19 protein-coding genes are annotated in these 24,465 nt (G+C 53.0%); 5 read left to right on the forward strand and 14 right to left on the reverse strand.

Annotated elements, in window-relative coordinates; all coding sequences use genetic code 11:
• Positions 1-221 precede the first annotated feature (221 nt).
• Together MXE41_RS03195 and MXE41_RS03200 are read right to left on the reverse strand one after the other, a co-directional pair.
• Positions 222-1,187, reverse strand: a complete 966-nt coding sequence (locus MXE41_RS03195) for a DUF2185 domain-containing protein (RefSeq protein ID WP_247099338.1) — start codon at positions 1,185-1,187, stop codon at positions 222-224.
• A gap of 472 nt (positions 1,188-1,659) precedes the next feature.
• Positions 1,660-2,298, reverse strand: a complete 639-nt coding sequence (locus tag MXE41_RS03200; RefSeq protein WP_247099339.1) for a hypothetical protein — start codon at positions 2,296-2,298, stop codon at positions 1,660-1,662.
• A gap of 591 nt (positions 2,299-2,889) precedes the next feature.
• Between MXE41_RS03200 and folE the strand changes: the two genes are divergently transcribed.
• From folE to MXE41_RS03220, 4 genes are all read left to right on the forward strand, one after another.
• A complete protein-coding gene (gene folE / locus MXE41_RS03205) occupies positions 2,890-3,549 on the forward strand; it encodes a GTP cyclohydrolase I FolE (RefSeq protein ID WP_246976402.1) in 660 nt (219 codons plus the stop codon).
• Between the two features lie 614 nt (positions 3,550-4,163).
• The gene (locus MXE41_RS03210; protein ID WP_247099340.1) at positions 4,164-5,345 is read left to right on the forward strand and encodes a glycosyltransferase family 2 protein; all 1,182 of its coding nucleotides are present in this window, start codon (positions 4,164-4,166) and stop codon (positions 5,343-5,345) included.
• A gap of 253 nt (positions 5,346-5,598) precedes the next feature.
• Positions 5,599-6,384, forward strand: coding sequence for a tRNA pseudouridine(38-40) synthase TruA (gene truA, locus MXE41_RS03215; protein ID WP_247099341.1), 786 nt, complete (start codon positions 5,599-5,601; stop codon positions 6,382-6,384).
• Positions 6,385-6,942: 558 nt separating this feature from the next.
• Positions 6,943-7,410: a helix-turn-helix domain-containing protein gene (locus tag MXE41_RS03220; protein ID WP_247099342.1), complete on the forward strand. Its 468-nt coding sequence runs from the start codon at positions 6,943-6,945 to the stop codon at positions 7,408-7,410.
• A gap of 551 nt (positions 7,411-7,961) precedes the next feature.
• On the opposite strand, the gene MXE41_RS03225 is transcribed toward MXE41_RS03220, so the two are convergent.
• The 9 genes from MXE41_RS03225 to MXE41_RS03265 all read right to left on the reverse strand — a co-directional run bounded on the left by MXE41_RS03225 (position 7,962) and on the right by MXE41_RS03265 (position 16,673).
• Positions 7,962-8,678, reverse strand: a complete 717-nt coding sequence (locus MXE41_RS03225) for a hypothetical protein (RefSeq protein ID WP_247099343.1) — start codon at positions 8,676-8,678, stop codon at positions 7,962-7,964.
• Between the two features lies 1 nt (position 8,679).
• Positions 8,680-9,759 carry an ankyrin repeat domain-containing protein gene (locus MXE41_RS03230; RefSeq protein ID WP_247099344.1) on the reverse strand — a complete coding sequence of 360 codons (1,080 nt, stop codon included), beginning with the start codon at positions 9,757-9,759 and terminating at the stop codon, positions 8,680-8,682.
• Positions 9,760-10,034: 275 nt separating this feature from the next.
• Entirely contained in the window at positions 10,035-10,205 is a 171-nt protein-coding gene (locus MXE41_RS03235; protein ID WP_247099345.1) for a hypothetical protein, read from the reverse strand.
• 134 nt (positions 10,206-10,339) lie between these two features.
• The gene (locus MXE41_RS03240; protein WP_348647410.1) at positions 10,340-10,642 is read right to left on the reverse strand and encodes a hypothetical protein; all 303 of its coding nucleotides are present in this window, start codon (positions 10,640-10,642) and stop codon (positions 10,340-10,342) included.
• A gap of 297 nt (positions 10,643-10,939) precedes the next feature.
• The gene (locus tag MXE41_RS03245) at positions 10,940-11,830 is read right to left on the reverse strand and encodes an NADAR family protein (protein WP_247099347.1); all 891 of its coding nucleotides are present in this window, start codon (positions 11,828-11,830) and stop codon (positions 10,940-10,942) included.
• 135 nt (positions 11,831-11,965) lie between these two features.
• Positions 11,966-12,742: a hypothetical protein gene (locus MXE41_RS03250; RefSeq protein ID WP_247099348.1), complete on the reverse strand. Its 777-nt coding sequence runs from the start codon at positions 12,740-12,742 to the stop codon at positions 11,966-11,968.
• Between the two features lie 189 nt (positions 12,743-12,931).
• Positions 12,932-14,977 carry a hypothetical protein gene (locus MXE41_RS03255; protein ID WP_247099349.1) on the reverse strand — a complete coding sequence of 682 codons (2,046 nt, stop codon included), beginning with the start codon at positions 14,975-14,977 and terminating at the stop codon, positions 12,932-12,934.
• Between the two features lie 316 nt (positions 14,978-15,293).
• A complete protein-coding gene (locus tag MXE41_RS03260) occupies positions 15,294-16,175 on the reverse strand; it encodes an NTF2 fold immunity protein (RefSeq protein WP_247099350.1) in 882 nt (293 codons plus the stop codon).
• A 171-nt stretch (positions 16,176-16,346) separates the two neighbouring features.
• Positions 16,347-16,673, reverse strand: coding sequence for a DUF5713 family protein (locus tag MXE41_RS03265; RefSeq protein ID WP_247099351.1), 327 nt, complete (start codon positions 16,671-16,673; stop codon positions 16,347-16,349).
• A 600-nt stretch (positions 16,674-17,273) separates the two neighbouring features.
• Between MXE41_RS03265 and MXE41_RS03270 the strand changes: the two genes are divergently transcribed.
• A complete protein-coding gene (locus MXE41_RS03270) occupies positions 17,274-17,525 on the forward strand; it encodes a hypothetical protein (RefSeq protein WP_247099352.1) in 252 nt (83 codons plus the stop codon).
• A gap of 281 nt (positions 17,526-17,806) precedes the next feature.
• Here the strand turns inward: MXE41_RS03270 and MXE41_RS03275 are convergent, their stop codons facing one another.
• The 3 genes from MXE41_RS03275 to MXE41_RS03285 form a co-directional block, all read right to left on the reverse strand.
• Positions 17,807-19,132 (reverse strand): DUF1963 domain-containing protein, encoded by a 1,326-nt coding sequence (locus MXE41_RS03275; RefSeq protein ID WP_247099353.1) that lies wholly within the window; start codon positions 19,130-19,132, stop codon positions 17,807-17,809.
• Between the two features lie 239 nt (positions 19,133-19,371).
• Entirely contained in the window at positions 19,372-19,908 is a 537-nt protein-coding gene (locus tag MXE41_RS03280) for a hypothetical protein (protein ID WP_246976448.1), read from the reverse strand.
• 168 nt (positions 19,909-20,076) lie between these two features.
• Positions 20,077-21,414 carry a hypothetical protein gene (locus tag MXE41_RS03285; protein WP_247099354.1) on the reverse strand — a complete coding sequence of 446 codons (1,338 nt, stop codon included), beginning with the start codon at positions 21,412-21,414 and terminating at the stop codon, positions 20,077-20,079.
• Positions 21,415-24,465: the final 3,051 nt, after the last annotated feature.

The following is a 24,465-nucleotide window of genomic DNA, read 5'->3' on the forward strand; positions in this document are numbered from 1 at the left end:
CATTTCATCTACAGCTAAACTGTCGATGATCTTGTGATTTTCCTCATACTTATTAACGAGAGCTGCAAAAGCTGCATGAGTCACAATGTGGCCATTAGATTAAACGCACATAATGATGAATAACGCTCCATCATAGTGCTTTAACATAATATTTTAGAAAGCAAAATAGAAAGCCCAGGCATAAGCCCGGGCTTTTTATTTTTTCAGGGACTGGCTGAAGATCAGTTGTCATGCTCAGTGCTGGTGCCGGCATCAGCTGCAGTTTCAGGAGAACAGTTCTCACTGTCTGATCCCTGATGGGCGGCAGCGCATGAGGAAGGGACGGGTTCGGCACAGTCGTAGTCTTTGCCCTCAAGGGTGATTGGGGTAGGAACAAGGCGTCCTTCGGCGTTCTTGCTGAAAGCGCAGACTGCACCTGTCTTTAGTACGCTGAGAACTTCAGGGTCGTAGTTGGCAATGACATTGAGCGAGTAGATAAAGGCGTAGCGGGGATCGCTCATATAGCCTTCGCTTTCGTTACCTGCCATAAAGCGCCAGCCGCTGTCGGTAGGATCCTGGGGCTCTTCACGGTAGCAGTAGCCCACCTTGAAGTTCTGAACTGTTACTCTTGAGGTGGCAATACATGCATCAGGACCTTCCCAGTCGGTAAGTACAGGCTTTATCTGATCGGCCTTGATGGCGTAGTTATGGCGGACGAGGGCAGGGTTATAAAGCTCTTCATGCAGCTCAGTAACGACCTCAACCATTTCGGCAATGCCGTCATCATCAAGCATTTCACAGATGTCATATTCCTTTGGACTGGCAATAAAGTCCTGAAGAACATGGCTGATGAACTCATGATTGCCAAGGGAGGCGACAATGTTAATCTCACGCTCGCTTTCAATATAGTCATCCAGTTCAGACAGGCGCACAGATCCGTTGACATAACACTCAAGCATGATTGCCGCACAGTCGAGAATCTGGTTGATTGCGTAGGCGAACTGAACAGTAACTCCATCGCTGTTGGTAAAGCACAGGTTATCAGTTGACTTGCGGACTGCCTGGAGATCCTGACTGATGCCAATCTGCTCAAAGAGAGTGTCGATTGAGACCTCATTGTCTTCAAGCTCATTGAGCATGGCTACCAGATTAAGGCTGTCGTCGGTGTCGCCTACATAGTTGTGCCAGAACTTATCTGAAATATACATAGCCAAAAACTCCCGAAGTCCAAAGTTGTTGATTATCAGTGATCCACTGCGCCTGACGCGCACTGTATCGGTCCGGATGAAGTTGAGTGCTTAAAGTACAGTCTGATTACCATGTCATCAGCTGTTCTTTGAACACTGTTACCGCGCAGCTGTTACCTGTTTCTGTCGGAAACTCATCAGGTGAGCGGTACATCCTGCATGAGCCAGCCAGCCAGTAATATGATCAGCCTGCATGAGCCAGCTGGCCAGTAATATGATTGGCCTGTATGAGCCTGCTGGCCGGTACGCTGACCAGTCGGCAGGTAAGCTGACCAGCGGGGCATTAAGCTGACATGCCAGCATGATCCAGATGGATGGTACGACTGAGCAGTCGGTGGGTAAGCTGACCTGGGGGCAGCAAGTTGAGCTGCCGGCATGAGCCTGCATGGACAGGCTGGCATGAGGGCTTACTCAGGGCATAAGCTCAATGCTTTCAGGCCTTTGTGGTAAAGCCTGTTGTATGGTCAAAAAACGACTGTCTTACCTCATCGCTGCTCAGGGCAAAACGTTCCATAAGTGCCATGGCCTGTCTTTTCAGATCAAAGGCTCCAGTAGCGGTCATGCGCGCGCTGAGGTTGGCAAAGTGAGTAATATCATTGTAGTTAAGCCAGCCAAATGAGGTCTGAACTGTCTGTGACGGATTGACCTTGAGCGCCTCAAGCTGCTCAGTGCTGACGCCCATGCCATACCTTATGGTATTGGCTGTTGAGGAGAAAAAGGTACGCAGCTCCATGCTGCTGTTAACCAGAGAGCTGTCACCAAAGAGCATGTTAGTCAGCATGGCATGGTAATGCTTCATGGCTGTCGGCATGTCGTGCTCAAGCTCTTCAAGACTTTCACTTACCTGGTGACTTGCATGTTCCGGTGACTGGCTTTCCAGCAGCAGAGAAACGGCCAGCTGTTGCTCTTTCTTACGTTCTTCCTGAGAGTCCTTTTTACGCTGTTCATCAGGATCGATATCCTCGCGTTCAGCAAGACGGAAGTCTGTTGCAGCTCCACGGGCCCGGGACTGTGCGGCTTTGATTTTGGCAATGCGGTCTACAGCACCTACAGGCTCTATAGAGTTGACCATACCTCCTCCAGAAAAAGAACAGGAAAAATACAAGTTACAGCTGTCACTTCATAATGCAGACATTATCTGTGGCATTGTGCTCAGTAAAGGCTGCAGGGAGCGTTTATGCTGCAGTTAGACATGGTGGCGTTCCCCGTCTGTCCATGACGGCTACAGGACAGGGACAGTGTTCTAACGCGGACTGGTTGCCAGCTGAGACAAACAGGCACTCAGCCATGATAGATGAAAAGGGCGCAGTATAGTATGTCCGAGGCCTCAATTCGGAGAAATTTCGGCACAAAATTTCGCTGCAGGGCGCAATGGCACGTTGATGAGCCCCTTTTTTACTGAGGCCGGCACCATGGCTGTTTACCGGCCGACTGGCATTTGGTTCTGCCGGGCTTAGCAGGGGTGGAATGGGACGTTATGAGAGGTGCTTTCGTGCTTAATTATCAGTTGCGACTGGTAACGCATCAATAGGGGTATAATTAACAGCCCGGCCAGGTATAAATGCCATGGAGACAGACGCATAGTAAATTTTGGTGCGGAGCTCGCTCCCGGCTTTGGCTCTGTACTTTATGGGCCATGGTGCTCCTTTATTATGAGGTTGTTATGAGTGATCAGCAGTTAAGCCAGCAGGCTTTAAAAGTTAAGAATGCCCTTATCGAGTGCGGCCTTGAGACTCCGGTGCATGATAATGGTCTGAGCGACGACGAAAAGCGTGAGCGTATCAGCCAGTGCATGCGTACCATGATGGAAACCCTGGGTCTTGATCTGAGCGATGACAGCCTTACCAGAACTCCTTACCGCGTGGGCAAGATGTTCGTCGATGAGCTGTTTTCCGGACTTGATTACCGCAATTTTCCTGAAATCACCGTGATTGAAAACAAGATGCAGGTAGATGAGATGATCAAGGTCAAGGATATTTCCTTTACCTCTACCTGTGAGCATCACTTTATGGTTATCGACGGCATGGCCAAGGTGGCCTACATGCCTGATAACAAGATTATCGGACTGTCCAAGATTAACCGTATTGTGCGCTTTTTTGCTCAGCGCCCTCAGGTTCAGGAACGCCTTACCCAGCAGATTCTGGTAGCTCTCAAGACCCTGCTTGAGACCGAGAATGTGGCTGTTACCATTACCGGTACCCATTACTGTGTAAAGGCCCGTGGTGTACAGGACCCTACCTCATCAACTACTACCACAGCTCTGAGCGGTCACTTCAAATATAATCCATCCTCACGCCATGAGTTCCTGACTGACGACCGATAGTCCCGAACTTGTCCATACCCCGTGACCGTGCCCGGTAAGCTCCTCTGCAGGTCCAGCGACCGCCACGCCCAAAGCGCAGGCCTGGGGCTCATGGTTCAGTAATAATGGCGCTGGCATCAGCATCATGGCCTGGCATCAGCATCATGGCCTGGCATCAGTCATCAGGTGGTGGCCGACTTGCCGTCATCAGGACTGAGTCCTGATTAGGTCATATGGTGGCTTGCGCGGCTTACCGGGCTGTGCTGTCAGTTTTGGGATAACGATAAAGCAGGAAGCTCAAAAGCCCGCCTTTGAAAGGACTGGTGTTCCGGTTCTGAAAAGGGCGGGCTTTTTTGCGCAGGTGATGGCTGAGTCTGATGCATGGCAGATATTGGGCCAGCGCCTATAGCATTGCTAAGTTTTTAGGAATACACTTTAAGCCCTTGATTAAGCTCAAATTTATGTTTGGCTTATCAAAAGGTAAAAATTACCCGAAAGCGCCAGGGCATTGCATTATATCTGTGTCTTGATGACAGCGGTGCTCTGAGAGTATGGCTTTTGTTTCTCTGCGCGGGTATACATAAGTGGGCCCGGGCTCTGGACATTATTCTGGCACTGTGGTGCAGGTGGTCGCTATGGCAAGACACGATGAAAATTACAAGGTTGCTCTTATTGTTCCTGTCTATAACGAGGAGGAGACCATTGCCTCTTTCGTGGAAACAGTAGAGCTTAAACTGGCTTCGGTTATCGACCACATTGAGATTGTCTTTGTCGATGACGGCTCCAGGGACCGCTCAGTTGAGATTATTGAGGGTCTGATGGAGCAGAACAGCCGCATTGCCCTGATTAAGCTGTCACGCAACTTTGGCAAGGAGGCTGCCATGACAGCCGCCATTGACCTGTGCGACGCCGATGCTCTGGTGCCTATTGATGTGGATCTGCAGGACCCTCCTGAGCTGGTACTTGAGTTTATACGTATCTGGCGCGAGGAAAATGTTGATACCGTCTATGGTCGTCGTATTGACCGCTCCAGTGACTCCGGCACCAAGCGTGTATCATCAGGCGGCTTCTACTATGTATTTAACAAGCTCTCAGGCAGAGTAAAAATCCCTGAGAATGTGGGCGACTTCCGTCTTATCGACTCACGCATTATTGAGACTGTACGCAGTCTTAATGAAAGCAACCGCTTTATGAAGGGACTTTATGCCTGGCCTGGCTTCACCTCACGCAATGTAGACTATGTGCGCCCTGAACGCAGTGCTGGCACCACCAAGTGGAATTACTGGAAGCTGTGGAACTTTGCCCTTGATGGCATTGTGTCCTTCTCCTCTCTGCCGCTGCGCGTCTGGTCCTACATTGGTGGATGTGTAGGCGCTCTGGGACTTGTCTATATGATTTACATAATGGTAAGTACCATGATCAGGGGCGTAAACGTACCTGGTTATGCCTCCCTTATGTGCGTGGTGCTTTTCCTTGGCAGTATTCAGCTTATTTCCATTGGCGTTCTGGGTGAGTACCTGGGCCGTGTCAGTGAAGAGGTTAAAAGACGTCCAGTTTATGTAGTTTCCACAGTCAAAGGCGGACTGAGCAACCGTCTTATCGAGGGATGCAGGCGTACTGGCAGCGGTATTTACTTTAACGAGCATAAGAGCGACACGGCCGCCGCCACAGCAGCAGCCACAGCAGCTGCAGCCACTGCAGCATCCACTGAGGTTGCCGACGCTGCTGCAGGTGCAGCAGCAGCTGACTCAAAAACAGCAGCAGAGGCACAGACCAGAGATGATAGCCATGGCGATGTAAGCTCATGTGATGACTGATGTACTGGCTGACAGCGCCGTGAGTCATCCATGGCAGCCGGTCCGCTACTGTCCGGCTGCATACAGCAGGGGCCGCAGATAAAGCCTTAGGAAGCTTTGCTGCGGCCCCTGTTGTTTTACAACACATGCTGTTTTAGACTATGGCGCGAAAACATGGGCTCAGCCACCGTATCATCTCAGTATGATTAGCTTACGGTGCCTGTTTGCCTGGTGAGAAAATGGATTTAGCTATACCAGCTCGGGGAGGGTGGTTATGAGATTTGCTCTTGGTGTTGAGTATTCAGGCTGGAATTATGCTGGTTTTCAGCGCCAGTGGCATGCTCCTGCCATTCAAAATGAACTTGAGAAAGCCCTGTCTCAGATAGCTGCCGAGCCTGTGGAAATCAAATGCGCTGGCCGTACTGATGCCGGCGTTAATGCTACCGGTCAGGTAATCCATTTTGATACCACTAAAGAGCGCTCTGAGCGTGCCTGGATTTTAGGCACCAATACCATTTTGCCAGACGATATCGCCATTACCTGGGCAAAGCAGGTCCCTGATGATTTCCATGCACGCTTTTCAGCTCGTGCCCGCCGCTACCGCTACATTCTGCAGAATACTGACTACCGTCCTGGCATTATGAGGGCCGGTGTTTCTCTATACCGTGGCGAATATGATGTTCAGGCCATGCATGATGCGGCTCAGATTCTGCTTGGCGAAAACGATTTTTCTTCCTTCCGCTCAGCCCAGGATGAAAACCCTCATGCCATGCGCAATGTTCATTTCATTAATGTCATGCGCCGGGGCCGCTATATTATCTTTGATATTCAGGCAAACGCTTTCCTTCACCATATGGTACGCAATATTGTAGGATCGCTGCTGCTGGTGGGAGACGGCTCAAAGGACAGGCAGTGGCTGCAGGATGTCTTTGATGCGCGCAACCGTGAGCTGGCCGGACCAACCGCCCAGGCTGCCGGCCTGTATCTGGTTCATGTAACCTACGAGGACCAGTGGCAGCTGCCAATCCGTCCTGAAGACATGGGCCCCCTGTGGATTTAGCCGCGTCAGGTCAGCATGCAGGCCCTGCACCGGGCAGCATGGCTGCTGCCTGCTGCAGCTGCAATCTGACACAGCAGCATGACCTTGACGCTTTACAAAAGCAGATCTTTCTTTGAACGTCAGGACCTGGTGACGGGCAGCCTGACCATGGCGCTTTACAAAAGCAAAACTTCCTGTGAGCTGTCAGCTTTGCTGACGGGCAGCCTGACCTTGACGCTTTACAAAAGAATAACTTACTGTGAGGAGCCTTGCTTACTGATGGGCAGCATGACGTCTGGATGCAACTGCCATGATATTGCATGCACTGTTAATTGCTCCTGGTACTCATGGGGACCAGCCGTGGATAAGACCATGGATAAGGTATCCCTGGAGTTTATGGTCTGACTGAGTCTGGTACAGTATGAAAATGGCATTGCCTGAAAGGGGCGCACGGATCTGTGTTCCTGAGGTCAGAACTCATAATATAAGAAACAAATTATTGATTAATAAACCAACATTCAGACTGCAGATTTAATATAATGTCCAGGTGTCATTATCAAGAGTTTTAGAGCGGTCAGAATGAAAGTTCGTAAGTTTGTTAATGATCCAGCAGTTCTCAAGGAGGCTGGTCTTCATTTTGTTCAGTCAAGCAACGACAGGAAAACAGTATATAGGGCTACTGTCGTCAGTCTGGCATTAGGCGGTATCTCAAAAAAAGAGCTTTCAGCGTGCTGTGGCGAAAGTATCGGAACAATCAACAACTGGATAAAAACAGCTGATGAAAAAGGGTTTGACGCATTAACACCCACATCTCCTCCTGGAAGAAACAGCAGATTGACTGAAGAGCAGCTTTCTATGCTTTATAAAGCAGTGAGCTCATCTGCTGAAGATTATGGATTTAGAGTATGGGATGGCAAGTCTGTTTCTGTCTACATTGAACAACAGTTCAACGTATCTCTTGGAGTCAGACAGTGTCAGAACATTCTCAAGCACAAGCTAAACCCTTCATTGATTAGACCAGACCTTTCCGTCAAAGGGGAGGGCTAACGAAGAGGAGCGTGCAGCATTTAAAAAAATCCTGGAGAAAAATAATGACTTGAATAAAGTCCTCGTTTTTCAGGATGAAGCGCACTTCCATCAGACAACAAGTGTGTCAAGGATATGGGCCTTAAAAGGCTCAAAACTTCAAGTGCTATCTGCTCCTGGCAGGTGATCAGTTGCTGTGTCCTGGTATGTATTTCCAGAGACTGGTGAGCTCATTGTAACAAGGCCGTCATGGTTTAACTTTGAAACGGTTATTCAGTCCTTGAGAGACTTCATAGCCGAGGCTAATTGTTGATGAGCAGCTTCCGGAGTATAAGGACATCAGGGAAAAGCTGGACATTATAAAAATGCCCCTTACTCACATGACCTTAACCCTGTTGAGCAATTGCTGGCGAGTAACACGTCGCGAAGTAACACATAATCGGTACTTCGAGACGCTCGACAAACTTGACGACACCTTGTTTAGTTACTTTTAGCTTTATAGAGCGTCTAACGACAGGTTTAGAACTCTATGTAGCTTCAGTTGGTTCACAGACCACTAGTCCGATTAATAATCAAATCTTTAATTCGTTTACTATAAGGTCAGGGAATAGCTCCTGAGCCAGGGAGCGCAAATTGTCGTTCAGGACGGCATTGTGCCTGATTATGACTTCGCGGGATGATTCTATGGCTACTTTGCTGTAGTAGTAGAACGAGTAGAAGACATTGTCAGGGTAGTCCAAATCGTCCTCAAAACAGTCATCTTCGTCCTCCTCCCAGTCATCATCCTCATCATCGCTCTCCTCATCCTCATCCCCGTTCTCATCAGCAACATCGTTTTCGTCGTCATCATCGTTATCATGGCTGTTTACATCAGGCAGCAGGTAGCGCTCATCGAGCAGGTCGGCAAAATGCTCAAGCGGGGCGGCGTGTTCGTATGCCTCAATTTCATTTATGCCCCGGTTAAGCCATGCAAACCAGTCAATCAGCTCGCCTGCAAGAAAGTCTGCAAGCTCGTTTTGCTCAAGCTGCTGCAGAGCATTGTCCAGAGCGCGCACGGCAAAGATGAGGGCAAATGGAGTGCAGTGCCATAAGGTGGACTGATGCTCCATATCCTGGCTCAGGCTGGACAGAGCAAAGTTGATGTTACTGCGGCTTTTAAGCTCACCGAGATCATTGAGCCACTGAGGAAAGTTCCCGGCACGGCCCGAAGAGCATACAAGGCGGCGCCATGGTATGTCAGTGATGCTTACCGAGCTGATAAACTCGCGGTCTTTAAGGGAAATATCCATATCAGTACTCCACATGATCATCGATCATTTTGTTAAGCATAAGTCCTGGATTTGCTGTAAAGTCGGACCATGAGCCCAGCTTTTTGAGCTCTTCATGCTCGATGTCAAAAGCCCAGAGACTGCGGTCAGTGCGGCTCCACAGCAGCTTCCAGTCGCTGTAGTTGTCAATTTCAGCCAGCAGGGAAAGGTATTTTCTGCGGCCCCGGGAAAACTCCATGACATCCATGAGCTGATGCAGACGGACAAAGCGTACCAGCGGAGCATCAGGAAACTCAATGAGCCATGGCCCCTGGGTCAGCTGCTCAATCATGGCTGCAGGTGCCTTGTATCCGCGCAGCATCCTGAGTTTTTCCTGTTCGTTATGCCACTGTTCAGGCTCAAGGGTTTTAAGCCAGGCAGCAAGATCCTGATTTTTGCTGCTCAGTGCGGCCGAATAAGGGCGGTCACCGTCGCGATCGCATATGGTGACATCAGCGCCGCGTTCAACCAGCAGTTTTGCCGTTTCCATATCACCTTGACGGGCCGCCTCAATGAGCGGAGTTGAGGCATAGGGAAAGACCATGTCCGGCTCATGCCAGTTGATGTCAGCTCCCATATCAAGAAGCAGCCTGACCGTGTCTCTGTCGCCCTTAGAAGCTGCTCTGCGCAGCGCATCTCCTCCATACAGGGCAGCGGTGATACCGGCATTTTCAAGAGTTTTGAGATGCTCGGTATGGCCGCCCCAGAATACCTCAAGAAATATCCTGCGTTTGTGTTTTACGTTCAGATCGGCCGCCTGGTCGATAAACATGGACAGGACCTCACTGCCGCAGCAGCGCACGGCCGTCATCACCAGCGGGTTTTCAACTGCAAGGTCACGGCGGGCCCCATGCTCAATCAGGAAAGTAATCATGTCCGGCAGGTTGCAGAAGACTGCAGCCTCAAGAGGCATGAGGGTGATATAGCGGCTAATTTCCACTTTGCTGTTGAGATCGAGTCCCTGAGCAAGCTGAGAGAGCAGACTGTCCTTATCTCCGTCCAGCACCGCACGCACCGGCTCGGGAACACTGTCGAAATTACCCAGATATGCAATCTTGTACATGCACACTCCTTAACTTTCACTGATACTGCACGCCCATGCCGTACACAGCCCGTCCATGCCATGCAAGGCAGGAGCGGGGACGGCCCGACCTGCGCTCATGCCCGGCCATGTCCGTAAGGGCATGCCTTCCCATGAGCGAAGGCGCATGCCTGCATAAGCGCCCGGAAGTGGCCTGATGCCACGTCATGAGGCCGGCAGGGCCGGACGGGCTCATGGGAGCATGGCCAGGCTGCAGAGAGGGGCCGGGGCGGCCGTGGTGGCCAAGACGGCCGGTATTACATGCGCCACCAGCGCCATGCAATCCACAGCAGCAGCCCCAGGGTACAGGCAACAAAGACCATCAGGTGGTACCAGGGACGTTCAACCACACTGCGGATAAAGGCTGCGCCACCAAAAATCAGCGCAACCAGTCCCAGAATTATCAGGGGACTGAATCCATTTCCCATGAGAACCTCCATGCGCCTGAGTTACGGGCGCATCAGACAAATTAGCAGAGTGAAGCCGTCATCAGGAACCAGGCAGCTGCAACAGCAGCGGCCTGCAATCGGCCAGGGCCGGAGCTGCAGGTGATGTTCGCAGCTCACTGAGCCTGAAACGGCCCCTCATAGCGCTGCGCAGACCAGACACTTTCAAATTGAGCGGCTGTGATTTCCCGGGCGTGAAACTCCTCGCCCCAGATATTGCTGTTGAGCTCTGCAGCTGTGGGCAGGGGAGTGATTTCAATGGCCCCGTCGTACATATCTTCATAACGGACCATGCGGCCATCAGCAAAGACATCAATGGAGCGCCGTCCCAGCCTGTCATCGGCCGTATCGACTTCGTAAAAGATAACAGCGGGCTCTCCTTGCGGTGCATCGGCCCAGAACACCTGCAGATATTCCATCACAGCTTAATTTCCTGTCAAAGTTACTCTTGTAATACCTGGCCTTGCACCCAGCAGCAGGATGGTGATGAAGGTGGCTCGCCAGCTGCTTACGAAGGCTGCCGGGGCTGGGTGCGCCAGCTTTTTACGAAGGCAGCCGGGGCCGGAGCCGTCCCAGCCGTTTACGGTGCCGTGCCAGCAGTTTACGATGCCGTCCGGGCTAGGCTGGAGCCGTGGGCCGGGTGCGCTGGCCGATTATCTGGGCGGCCGGAACCTGATGCAGGTGCCGGATGCTGGCAGCTTATGCGGCCTGTGTGATCATTCTTCAAGTATGCGGTAAGGATCCATGGAGCAGCGGTGGGCATTGGCATAGACGCGGCGCAGCTCGTCGCGTACCTCCATAAGCGCAAAGCCCAGCAGATTCTCGCCTCGCCAGAGCTCAGGATTGCAGGCATGCTCATGATCCCGGGCAAGGCCTGTGCCCCAGATTCTGTCTGCCGGGCTGGCCTCAACCAGAACTCTTGAGCCCGTTCCGATCAGATAATCTCTGAGCCTCTGGGAGCAGGAGAATTTGTACCAGTTGCCCTCAACGACAACAGCGTATTTGAAGCGATCCCAGACGGACTCATCAAAAGGACTGATCGTGCGGCCCAGCTGCTTGATATGGCGCGGGTCGGAGCTGCTCATGATCTTCTTTTTACATTCGCTGTCACTGAACAGGCTGGCCTTGGAGGCCATCATGAACTGCTCGGCACAGCTAAAGCTCTCATGCTCGCGCTTAAAGTCTTCTTTCCACCACTGGCTCATGCAGCTGTGGCTGAGCTTGCCATCAGCCTGAGGCTGGTGTCCCCAGAACATTACAGCTGAACGGCACATGCGAGCCCGCTGATCCATAAGCCACTGGCGGCTGTAGCAGGGCTGACCGTCAGGCTGCCTGACAAAGACCAGCAAATCTCCATGCTCCATGATGTTGAAGCTGTCATCATCGCCGTCGTCTTCTTCCTCATTCCACCAGCCCTGCCAGGTGAATGGTTCAGGAAAGAGTTCCTGTACTTCAGCCCGCTGCTGTTTATTGAGTTTGTCCAGCCACTGACAGAAGATGTCTATTACTCCTTCACCATAGCCCATACGCCACCCAAGCGAGAAGCGTGACAGGTGAGGACATACCATCCATGGGGGAGCCGGAATGCTGTTCATAACAGAGCTCATGATCTTTCCTTAATGCCTGGCGCAAGGACGCCGTCGCCGTTGCTGCAGTGTCTCTGCCGCTGCACCGGCCACAGGGCCGGCAGGCGCGTCCGGATGGACGGGCCTGGCCTGTGGCTGGGGCGCGGTGGGGTGATATCAGAAGTCCATAATGATGGCCGACCTGTTCTTTTCAGCAAAGAGCAGGGCCTCCCACAAAATGGCAAAAGCGTAGCGGGCCAGAGACTGGGTGTCGTAGCTGTCGTGCTTCTGAATCTTCTGCGGATTAACAGAGCCGTCCTCAGCCTGCTCAAGGTCAGCAGGATAGCCCTCGGTGTCTTTCCAGCCTGCAACAGTGGCCTCATCAGCCTGCCATACCAGAGAGTTCAGTTTCTCCAGTTCAAGGCGCAGCGCAGCCAGAGTACTGATGGTGCATTCGCTGCCATTGACCAGGGTGCCGTTAAACAGCAGAGGTCGTGACAGCGGCACCCACATGGTGGCTCCACGAAACAGAGACCAGACCTTTTCAGTGTCTTCAGCGGCCTTTAATACCAGCGGATGCTCCATGAAATCGTGGTTCTTTTCCACGCTTTGAGGTATGGGCTCGCCATAGCGGGCACAGGCTGCAGTTACCAGCAGGGCGCCAAAGGCATCCCAGTCAGGCTTATGGGTAAAGTACGGAGCGGTATTGTTCTCAGGCCACTGCTCATCAGCACCTGAGCCCGGAGGCATGACCGATTCAATGAGCAGGTTGCGCCACTGCTCAACAGCGGCCTGAACCTCAGCCTCATCAGGTTCCTCATCGTCTCCCTGGTCATCACCAGGCCTGATGACATGATACTCATGTCCACAGGCCTCTGCCCACTGCTGAACCATGTTCTTCCAGTTGCCGCAGTAGTAACGGGTTAAAGTACCGGCATAAATATCAAGACCCATTCTTTATCTCCATATGGTTATTCCTTGAGCTCATGCCCCAGATGGCTGGGGTGCCATGCGCCACCGGCCATGGTCAGCCCGACCAGTCCAGGCCATCCCTGGCTGAGGCTGCAATTGGCCGGGCCTGCCCAGACTGGACCGCCCCGGGCCGGGGCAGCTGCAGCCGGCGGCTGCAGCTGGTCAGGAAGGTCAGTCAAGAATGCTGCCCGGGTTGCTGTCTATACCTGCCTCGATGCGCATGCGTTTTTCTATTTCCTCAAGGCACTCTTCGATAACATCAGGAGCCTGCTCATCGTCAGGATCAAGCTCAGCCCAGCGGCGGGCATACGCAATAGCCTGCTCCTCATTGCCATAAAGGTACTGATAGCCATAGGCCATGCGCATGTTCCATTTGACATCGTCCTTTCCGTCTTCCTGAACAGCCTTGAGAACTACAATGGCCCTGTTGAGGGCTATGTCGCCCTTATGGCGCGCAGTGCCATCATTGTCATCGCCTATGATGGCATAGTTTTCAAGGGCGCGGGCCATGGCAATGGCAAAGCGCAGATCGTGGTGACTCTCAGGCACGGTATTGAGCACAGCTATGCATCGTGAGAATTTGTCATCTTTGTTCCACTGCTCGAGCTGTTCATAGAAGGCATCGGCCTGCTCTTCAGACCATGCTATGTACTCAAGACCATCCTCGATTTGAGGATTGATTACCGATGAGGTCAAGCGGCCGTTATCATTGCCATGCTTGAGCGGCACTGTAGCCGCATCTCTTCTGAAGGAATGGAAATAAGCCCAGTCAACTGAGCTGGATTCAAAGAACTCGGCTGCAAGCTGCAGGGTCTTGCCCGGATCCCAGGCAATAAAGTCCAGATAGCCGCAGAAACATCCGGTTCCGCCGCCGGTAACGGTTACGGCTTCACGGCCTTCATCAGTGCTCAGGGCAGCTTCAAGCTCGTCTCTGAAAGCAAAGATCTTCTCGCTGCCCCCGTCTTTGAGCTTATCAAGCGGCCAGATGAAAAAACCAGCAGCCACACCATCGGAGTGCAGGGCATTTACCACATCGTTGTCACCAGACAGATATTCCTGTACCAGGGGGACACAGCAGGTGCTGCCGGCAATGATATCAAGGCGCCAGTCAGCGTTGGGGTCTTCATTGGGCTTCATGCTGTAGCCTGTGTACAGATCAAGGCACTCCCGGGCTGACAGATCAAGCTTGCAGTCATGATCGGCAAGCCATTGAGGCAGCCTGTCCAGAGTAAGTTTTTCCCCAGCATCTTCCCCGGCATCTGCAGGGCTGCGCAGCAAATCAAAGGACTCGATATAGCGCATGTGAACCAGCTCGCCCAGAGTCTGGTCAGTAAGGTTGGTAAGCAGCCACCAGACAAATGATTCAGATTGCTGCTCAAAGGCAGGTTCGAGCTTCTCACAGCAGCATTTGAGGGCAAAGCTGCCGCTCTCTGCAGCGCTCACCCAGACAGTGACATCTTCAGCCGAGATCCTGCAGCCCTCACTTACTATGCAGATATTGGCCGCTGCCTGACGACCGATGGTAAGTTTCCAGTGTTCACGCAGCTGCTCAGGAACATGGCGCATGAAGTATTCGATCTCAAAAAGGCGTACGCGATCGCCCTCAGGAGTGACTATGAGCTCATAGAGCTCACCTGATTTGCCCAGTTCGTAGGATATTGAAGTAAAGGCCCTGTTAAGAGCTCCGCTGCACAGCCTGAGCATCTCCATATTGGCCTCTTGAGTATCATCATTGCGACCGTCAATGTGCTTGCGGATACGCTCTTCTACCTTAACAAACTCATCCCAGGCAAGGCGTACACGCTCGGCAAAGCACTGGTTGAATGCCGGCAGGGCGGTGCGGTGTTCACACTGAGTAATGAAATAGCGGTTATCCTCGCCCCACTGTTCGGGATCATCAGGTCCCAGCAGTTCAAGGGCTTTGCGGAAGTGATCAAGGGCCCAGCCATCCTGGTCCATATAGTACCGCGCATACCCCATTCTGAACTGCCAAAGATGAGTGTTCTCAAGCTCATCCTGACAGCGCTCCAGAGCCTCCACAGCCTTGCGGTACAGCTCAGGCTCATCTTCAAAGGAGGCCAGATTATTCAGAGCACGCGCCAGCTCCATGTCCAGCTCGCAGCTGCGATGATCATCATCAAGAGCCTCAATGGCATCAACAATCTTCCTGAACTTGTTTTCTTCGTGCCATTTCTGGCACTGCCTGAGAATATCCATATAAACTCCTTTAAGACCGGTGCTTATGCCGCATGACCTGCCCGCATCATCAGCACAACACGGTCACATGACCAGCCCGCATCATCAGCACAACACGGTCACATGACCTGCCCGCATCATAAGCACAACACGGTCACATGACCTGCCCGCATCATAAGCACAACACGGTCACATGACCAGCCTGCATTGACTGCACAACAAAGTAATACGACCTGCCTGCATCAACAGCAAAATACGATCACATGACCTTCAGTCCCCTTGCTGAGCCATGGATGGACAGCAATGCCAGAGACGGCCTGTATGGCTGCTGTTGTCATTACAGGCCATAGCGCTGCCAGCCGTTGAGCAGCATGTCTGCACGTTCAATTTTCCAGCCATCAGGTGTTCTTTTAAGCAGGAAGCGGCGTTTAAAGCCATTATTGAGTTCACGGGTGTAGATGTGAATTTTGTTGCGACTTACCTTGCCAGCATCAAGATAGATATGGTCTGAATAGGTACCATGTGGCGACCATGACAGAGCCTCAGGGCGGAATCCGCTGCGGGGCTTTTCACAGACAAAGTTATCCCAGATGGCCAGAAGGGCAGCCATGGCTGTGGTGTCATCGAGATCCTCTGATTCCATTTTCTTTTCCCAGTCGTTGACTGCAGCAAAGAAGTCCCATAGCACCTCACGGCAGGACACCACATCAGGATGACTGCTGTCGAGCGGATCGATAGAGCGGCGCAGCTGAATGCGTTCAAACTCATCCATCTGGCTGTCGCTGAACTGCTCACCGGCCACAATCTTCAGACGGCTGTTATCAGCTGTGGCCATGAGACCGTCAAAGGTCACAGCTGTGTGGCTCAGATGAAGCATGCTCAGCTTCTGCAGGCCGGCAGCGGCTTTGAGGCCCAGGTCATCAAGAGAGGTGTAACTGAGTGAAAGAAGCTCCAGGGGCAGGGCATCAAGCTGTTCAACCCCACGTCCGGTCAGGGAACCATTATTTTCAAGGCTCAGATAACGCAGATTCTGCATGCGGCCCAGCGGTTCAAAGCAGCTGTCATCAAGACTGCAGTTATCAAGGCTCAGGTTGACCAGGCTTTTTATCGAGCTGACAGCTTTCAGTGCAGAGGCATCAAGCGGCAGGCCGGTAATCTGCAGCCCCAGCAGACGAAAGGCACACAGGCGCTCAAAGGCCTCATGGTCGTCGGCAGCCATGGGCAGCACTTTGGTATCGTCAAGAGTAAGCTGACCGTCCTGCCATGCAGCTTTAGTTGCCCGTGCAGGCCAGAGTGGGGCCTGCCCGGGCGGGCCGATCCGGAGCCTGTGCCTGAACCTGAGCCGGAGCCGGACTCCTTTACCGTACCTGCTTTACAGCTGCTGTTGCTCTTACCAGTCGCGCGCACGAATGGCTTCCTCACTGTCGATACCAATACCAAACCAGCTGAGAATGTAGGTTACGCTCTCGCCAATGCTCTCACGGGCAACAGTCTCAATCTCGCTGTCATGGGCATCAAACTCATCCTGAAGATCGTTGATACCCTCTACTGCGCGGTCAAGGCTGTCCTGAATGCGCTCAATGTCAGTCTCACCGCTTTCAAGCAGCTCAATGACTGATATGAGCTCATCACGCACCTTGTCTACCAGAAAAGCAGGGTAGTAATCATCTTCGTACATGTCCTTGAGCAGAACATAAGCAGGGTTAAACTTCTTCATAGACTTCTCCTTAATCCTCATGAAAATGCACAGACCGGCAAATAACGAATGCCGATATGGCTGACAGTCATGGGTGACGGTGGGGCCATCCGTCAGTGGCAGCAGCCGGCAGCAGAAGGTGCCAGCAGCCGGTGCCAGCTGCCATTGACAGTATGTCATGGCAGGGCAGCTCAGGTAAGAAAAGCTCACCTGAGTCCATTTTGGTGGTATTGTTATGCACCGAAAACAAATAGCTCTCAGAGCTGACAGGCAAGGGACTCATCCCAAAAGTGCTTACCGCAATCATAAAATAAAGCCCCATGTGCCCTCGGGACCTTAATGCAACTGAGCCCCATATGTCCTCGGGACCTTAAATGCAACAGAGCCCCATGTGCCCTATGGATATTCATGCGGCAGAGCTCCATGTGTCATCGGGCCTTTCAGGCAGCAGGACCTGATGGACTTACCGTGATGAGCTGTGCTCAGTGCCAGGATAACTGAGCTCAGTGACAATTGCCCTTGCTCATTGCCCGTTTCATGCTGTTGAGGGGGTTAACCTCGGGCAGCGGCGCTCAGGGTCAGCTTACAGGGTATACAGAACAAATAGCAGGTAAAAACAATATGGCTGAATTTTCTCCTGAACACTTTGTCGAAAGATTCAACAAGACAGCAGGCCATGGCCGCACTGTAAAGGACACAGGACGCATGCTTGAGGGCCGCTATATCCTTTCCTATGGCTGGGACGGGGTAGACGAGTCAGCAAAGGGCACTCACTTTTTCCTGGTATGCAGTCCTGATGATGACCGCCAGGTCAAGATGATTCAATGCGACACCTTTGAAGAGCTCGAGCAGAAAATCAAGGACAACAGCTGACAGGGGCTGCACAGCAGTGCAGCTGCCATGCTTCGCTGTCGGCTTGCCATGATGGCCTCGGGCAATATAGTCGCTTTTGCCGCTGGTCCTGCTACGAGCTGCAGCTTACTGCAGTTGCAGGCAGGCGCCTGGAGAGCAACCAGGTCTACAGGTCCGCAAGACAGTACTGCAGCAGTGGCTGTGGCCTGAAGTTAAGTGCTCCAGCAGCGGGCCACAGGGCCGCATATCATGGGGGCAGCGGGGCCATGGGTTTGACGGGGCTGCACAGCTTTGTTTGCAGGTCAGTAGCACTGCAGGATGAGCCAGCAGTTGTCGAAGTTGCGGGCGGCCAGGTCCTCGCGCTTGATAAAGAAGTAGATATGGCCGCAATCGCCCCACATCAGCTCAAAATCATCGGCCTCAACCGTGTCCATCTGCATGAGCAGGGTCCATTTTTCATGGGCGGTAAGCTCAGCTGCTTTCCTCGTTTCTGAGGGAATGAGCTCAGGGGCGCGACCGGTTTCATAGCCTGCCGTTACCAGTTCGCACTTATAAAACATGCTGTTCTGAATAACCTCAGGCCAGCCCAGCAGCCATGAGTGAGGCTCGAAGTTCTCACTGTTAAGGCCCATAATCTTATCTCTGGCCCTGGTAAAGCTCTCGGAAAATACCTTGCAGCGCTCGTGCACGCTCATTGGCTGAAAACTGCTGATTTCATGGTTGCGGGCAGCATTGGTGACAGCCACATAATCGACGCTGTCAGGACAGGTAGTCAGGGGCTCAAACTGCACTCCGATCTGGGGAAATCTGCAGTCTTTGTCCATGTTTTCAGGAAAGTCAGCCGGGCGCAGGACACTGGCGTCCTCAAACCAGTATACCCGGGCACTGCCCATATCCTCAGGGGAAAAGCCCCAGGTCATGCTCAGGACTTCATAGAAGAAAGAGAGCACACCATGATCGGGCAGCAGATGTTCACTGTCATAGGGCGCAAGGTCGGCACAGTTGAACTGAGCCAGAAAGGACAGCGGGCGTACGGCTTTTTTATCCCTGTAGTCAGTTCCATCGTACTCAGGCCAGACAAAGTCTGGCGGCACATCAGGCCTGCCACCAAAGCGGCTTGCGCCTGTGCCCTCAGGGGCATTGCCGCAAAAGCGCTGCCTTATGGCCGGACGGCTCAGAGCCCTGAGGCCCTCCACGTCCTCAAACTCATCATCGCCATCCTCCCCGGCAGCATCAGCATCATAGTCAGCAGCATCAGCAGCGTCATGAGCATGCTCAAGGCTGCTTTGGCAAAACTGGATGAAGAGCTGGGTATCCTTATCGCCAGGGCTGGCCTCAAGGGCCCGGTTAAAACAGTCAAGAGCCTCTTCATAGCGCCCCAGATAATACAGAGCATAGCCCAGACGGTAGTTCCACAAGTGGTCAGAGCTCATGGTCTGCTCATGCTTTTTGAGCAGCTCAACAGCCTTGCCATACTGAGAGCTGTTGTTATACGCACGCGCCAGAATGCTGTCGACATGGGCATCGCGGCAGTCCGCTCCCAGCCCCTCAAGAGCAGTGATAATACGCCCGTGCTGGCTCTCATTATGCCAGCGCTCGCACTGCTCCATCAGCTCAGTCTTATCCATCTCAACTCCTGTCCATTTAATCCTGCTTCACCAGGCCTGCAGGGTGTGGGCTCTACACGGCCGCCACAGGGGCGTTACCTGAGCCCGCTGCCTGAGCACGCAGCCTGTCATTACAGCGCTGACTGCTGAGTCTGTCATTAAAGGCCTGCATGGTTACTGTCAAGCCTGTCATGACAGTACGGCATCAGTTAGCACAAGGCCGCCATCTCAAGGGATGATGGCAAATATCAGTCAGTGCGTCAGGCCAGCTCCAGACTGACAATCTGACAGCGTTTGCCGCTACTGTCGACCATATATATGGCCAGCCAGTCGATGCCATCTGTTTTGACCTGATCCCATGAAATGCGGTCGCCGCAGTTGATGGTTACCATGCCGTTGTCGTCAATTTCGTAGTCTTCTTTTTCATCCTCATAGTCAATACCATGACCAGTCTCAAGCACCAGCGAGGCTGCAGGGTGGTCATAGCGAACCATTGGTCGATGGGCAGCGGCCTCAGGGTCAAAGCTGTCGCAGAACATGGCGTTATATCCGTGGCGCAGGCCGTCAAAAATGACATGGCGCTCTGATCCGTCGATACTGCGCGCTTCAATGAGCAGGGGATGAATGTCATCTGCCACTATGTACAGCTGAGGCTCACCTTTGACCTTACAAAGTTCGCCGCAATACCAGATTTCAAACAGAGAGGTTCCTGCAGGACCTGCCAGTGATATTTCACCTGAGGGCTCACGGTTAAGCTGCAGGCCGTTCAGCCATGAAGGCAAGCAGGTTGTTGTCATTTAATCTCCTTAGTGCACTGTGCCTTTGCCATGAGCTTACCGCCATGGCTTAAGTGATAGCTGACAGTTCATGGCTGCATGACTGCTGTATTGACGATGTTTGAATGCGGCCGGCAGTGAGGTCAGAACATGCATATGCCTGCCTGTTATCCGGCCTGTTTAACAGCCTCAGGACAGCTTTTCTGTGCCGAAGCGTTTTGCGGCATCTTTGTATACGGTGATGCTCTTTTCCACCCTGATAAGAGAGGCTCTTACCGAGAAGTAGTGGCGCAGCTGTGCCTTGAGCTCATCATTTTCAAGGTACAGGGGCAGCAGGCTTATCAGCATCTCATCGTAGCTCTCCATGAGTACGCCGCTGCGGTTATAGCTCTGCCAGGTAACGGCCGGTTTATTCTCTTCCGGGTTGACGGCCAGATCGTAAATCCAGCGCTCATCTAGATTGACCGGGCGGTCAAAGACAAAGCTGTAATCGTAAACCCCATAGCGTGACATGCCCCAGAAAACCAGTGCTCTCATGCCGTCAGGGCTGCAGCGCTCATATTTCCAGTTGCGGGGATACTGGCAGAAGTCCAGCAGCGCCAGGGCATTGCATATCAGAGCGCGGTCATCGGTTTTGAGCAGGGGAGACCAGCGGTTGTAGACCTCGTCACCAGGACGGTTGATGATGTCGCTTATCAGGGCTGAAATCAGCCAGACACCGCCATGATCCGCATAAAGCTGTGCTGCCAGTTCGTGAAGTCGGGGATCGGAGCTGTAAATGAGCGAGGCGCTGAGAGTAACAGCAGGAATTTTCTGCAGCTCTTCAGGACCCACATGATAAATGCCCATGTGGTCGCCAATATGCCAGGTATTGCAGTTGTCGCCATCATAAAGCGGCGCATGTCTGAGACTGGCAAAGCTCTCAATCCGTCCGGCCATGTAACGGTATACCTCAAGCATGGCCGGGGAGGCCTTGCCCAGCATCAGGTTGATGCACAGATTGAACTGCTCCTGCTCGTCGCGGGTCAGCACTCTGTCTTCAGCAATGTCCAGCATGGCGCTCAGTCTCTTGAGAATTTCAGGACCGGCAGCCTCAGAAACAGTGTCGGAGCAGGCCTTGAGCAATACAGATGAACCCATGAGCTTGCCTTTGACCATGCGGGCCCACATGGGCGCGGCCGGCTCGTACTCGAAGATGGCCAGAGCCTGCTGGGCGGCTGTTTTGTACTTGCCTTTTTCGTTTTTGACGAGGTCAAAGAGCAGGGGCGCATTGCTCTCATCCTGACCAAGCTCATTAATGGCCTTAATCCTGGCCACGCCCTTTTCGGGCAGCACCACCGCCCCGGCTGCCGTCATGGCCTCCGCTGCAGCAGCTGCAGCCTCCGGGGCCGGTGCAGTGCCTGCAGCACCGGTGGCGCAGGATCCAGTGTCGGCTGCTGCGCCTGACGGGGCGGCACAGTCAGCTCCGGCTTTAACGGTGTGGCCTGCTGGGGCTGACGGGGCCGTGGTCTGGTCGTGAGTTTTCATTTCTTGCTCCTGCAGCCCTGTGGCTGCACTGTAATGTGCTGCACCGGCCCGGACTTAAAATTGCGGCCCGTACGCAACGTGCAGGCCGTCGCCTCCATAAGCGCTGTACAGTTACATGTCCTCGCTCAGGATGCAAAGGAAGCCATGATATGAACTGGAATACCTTGTCAGCACTGCCTGAATGTCACTCATTGACTGCCAGGTATGCCGGACCGCCATGGCAGGAAGGGCCGCCCTGTTCTGCAGAGCAGGCATGGTCTGCAAGTTTGCAGACCTGCAGGGATGCAGGGCCATACAGTGGTACCTGTTGATATTAACAGTCACTGCAGCGGCCCTCCACAGAAAGTCCGACTGAATGTGATCCATGACGTTATTTATGTGCAGCGGGCAGCAGTGGCTCTGCACAGCAGCGCAGATGAGGAACCAGCAGCAGATCTGACCTCAGCCGTTGATGATGACGAAAAAGGCCAGCTCCATAAACGGGGCTGGCCTTTGTGGGGATAGAGGGCATTGATTTGGATCGGGCTGAAAAGTATGCCCGGATCCAGATGAACATGAGCATTCTGTGAAAGGTCATGCCTCTGTGTCTGCGTGGCAAGTCAGAATCATACATGATTGCATCAGCCATGGATCCAGTGCCCTTTACCATGCGCTCCTGTTCATAACGCAATTGTCACAGCTACAGGGTCATTGACCGCATCATAGCCTGAGACGCCCTGACAAAGCCTTGCAATAACATGCGGGCTGCGCATCGTCCTCAGACAGTGCCATTCCCTACAAGCATACAGCCACGAGCCATGTTCAGCAGCCAGCTGTAATCAGGTGCACGCGGCTGATAGTGTTCAGATTCAGGCTAACGTAAGCCAATGCAGCAGCCTGGTCGACTGTCTTCTGGTTAGTCAGCAGGGACTGCTGAGGAATGGCAGGCTGCGAGGTTGACAGCCAGCAGAACAGTCAGCTGGGCCGCTGGGGAGCGCTGGCTGCCAGGGGGCAGCCTGCAGAACAGTCAGCGGGGGCCGCTGGGGAGCGCTTGTTGCCAGGGGGCAGCCTGCAGAACAGTCAGCTGGGGCCGCTGGGGAGCGCTTGTTGACAGGGGGACAGCCAGCCGAACAGTCAGCGGGGCCGCTGGGGAGCGCTGGCTGCCAGGGGCAGCCTGCCGAACAGTCAGCGGGGCCGCTGGGGAGCGCTTGTTGCCAGGGGGGCAGCCTGCCGAACAGTCAGCCGGGAGCAGCGGGGGAGCGCTGGCTGCCATGGGGCATGCTGGCAGCCCTGGGGCTGGGTGATCGTGATAAATAAGGCGGTTGTCGTATGGTATGAGGGCTGATTTATGTCAGGAAATGCGGCAATGTTTTGGTTTTTTTTGTTTTTACGGTTTGATTTTTCGTATGGCCTTATGGTAAAAATAGATGCACTGTTAACCGGCAGTACGCCTGAAGCTCTGACGCCTGACATGGGTACAGGAACAACGGCAGAGAACAGGGCTGCAACCGGGGCAGATTCGACAGCAGGTCTTTGACCGGCCGGTCAGCACAGCTGCATCGCAACTGTGTGTCTGCTTTCAGTTTGCTGAGCGTGACTGAGCTTCTGTGTACTCTGTCATTGTCAGTATCGGTGACAGCAGCTGAGCTTTTGAAGCCCGGTGAATGTCTCAGGATGCTGCCGCAAATCAGCAATTGCCCGATGAACCGCAACCGGTCTCATTGAGCACCTCTCCAGACTGAAGGTTTTGTTCAAAACCTTTCAAACCTCCTCATCTTTGATTCAGATGCCCAGAGGCTCTGCCCGGTATCTGCTCTGTCTTTCAGAGAAAATCTGCTGCAGATTTCAATCATTGAAAGGGTTACCCATACCGTACTGGTCCCCTGATCAGTATCTATCTAAAGGCTGCTTTTGACTGAGTAAGCATGGGCAGCTCAGCGGTTTCAGACCATCAGCCTCAGCTCGCTGCAGGAGCTTCTGTGGAAGAAGAGTCCTGTGCGAACATGGCCGGTCTGTAAATGTTCTGTCTTAGAACAAAGGAGTATCTTTCATTTCAGCAAACGGGTTTGAGAAGACCTGGTTACTGCTCTGGAGGATAGTTTGATGACGGGACATGGTACTTTTGTCCACATGCCGCATCTAAATTTCTCAATGTGAGGGACGGCTGAATGCCCTGTTTACAGGCTTTCTTCATTAACTTACATCAATCTTACTCGGAAGTTTCCCGTACTTCCACGACGGCCGGGGATCCCTGGTGATTCATCTGGCTGCTGGCGGGGAACCCGGCACTGGCTGCAAGGTTTACTGAGCAGACCCGGTGCGGAGCTGCAGACATGTCCATGACCTCAGGTCAGGCATCTGCGGTGCAAATAAATTTTTTCCATCATTTGTTCTGAAGTAGAAAAATTTGACTCCGTCATGCCCCTTACATTGGGGACGGGGGAGATTGTATACATCTGCAGAACTGATTGTAAGAAATTTAGTTTAGAAATTTAGAAGAAAGCAGTTTTCAGAAGTTTTAGATAGATATAGATACGATCAGCTCGTCCGCAGCCAATTTTCTCTGTGCTGTGGATGGTTCAATGATCCTGTCTTTCCTGTTGTTAATTCAATAAGTTTCAATCGCTGTAAAGTCAGATCAGGTCATGATGCCTGAGATTAATGAGATGAATACGTCCGTTACTGTGCCTGCCGTGCACTGTACGCAACGTCCAGAACTGTATCCATAGCGCGCTCATGCGCACAGACTCAGCCCTGAACCGTGCTTCCCGGCCTCAAACGGCCCTGAGAGGCGGTAAGGAAACGACTGTGAGCCACTGAGAGCTCCGGTTTTAAACCGGGTGCGGGCGCCGGTGCGAGCTGAACTGGACCTGCTGCGTCCCGAACTGGACTTGCTGCGTCCCGAACTGTGTCCACAGCATGCTCATGAACACAGGACCGATCCTTTGCTGGACCGCCCTGTACTGAGCCTGCCGACCGGTGAGGGAAGGTCAGCACAGTACTGCACTGCCGTGGCATCAGCCCGTCCTGAGCCGGGCCTGCTGCATCCACAGCTGTGCCTGAAGTACTGGT

The organism is Anaerobiospirillum sp. NML120449 (assembly GCF_023051105.1).
In the GTDB taxonomy this organism is placed as follows: Bacteria; Pseudomonadota; Gammaproteobacteria; order Enterobacterales; family Succinivibrionaceae; genus Anaerobiospirillum.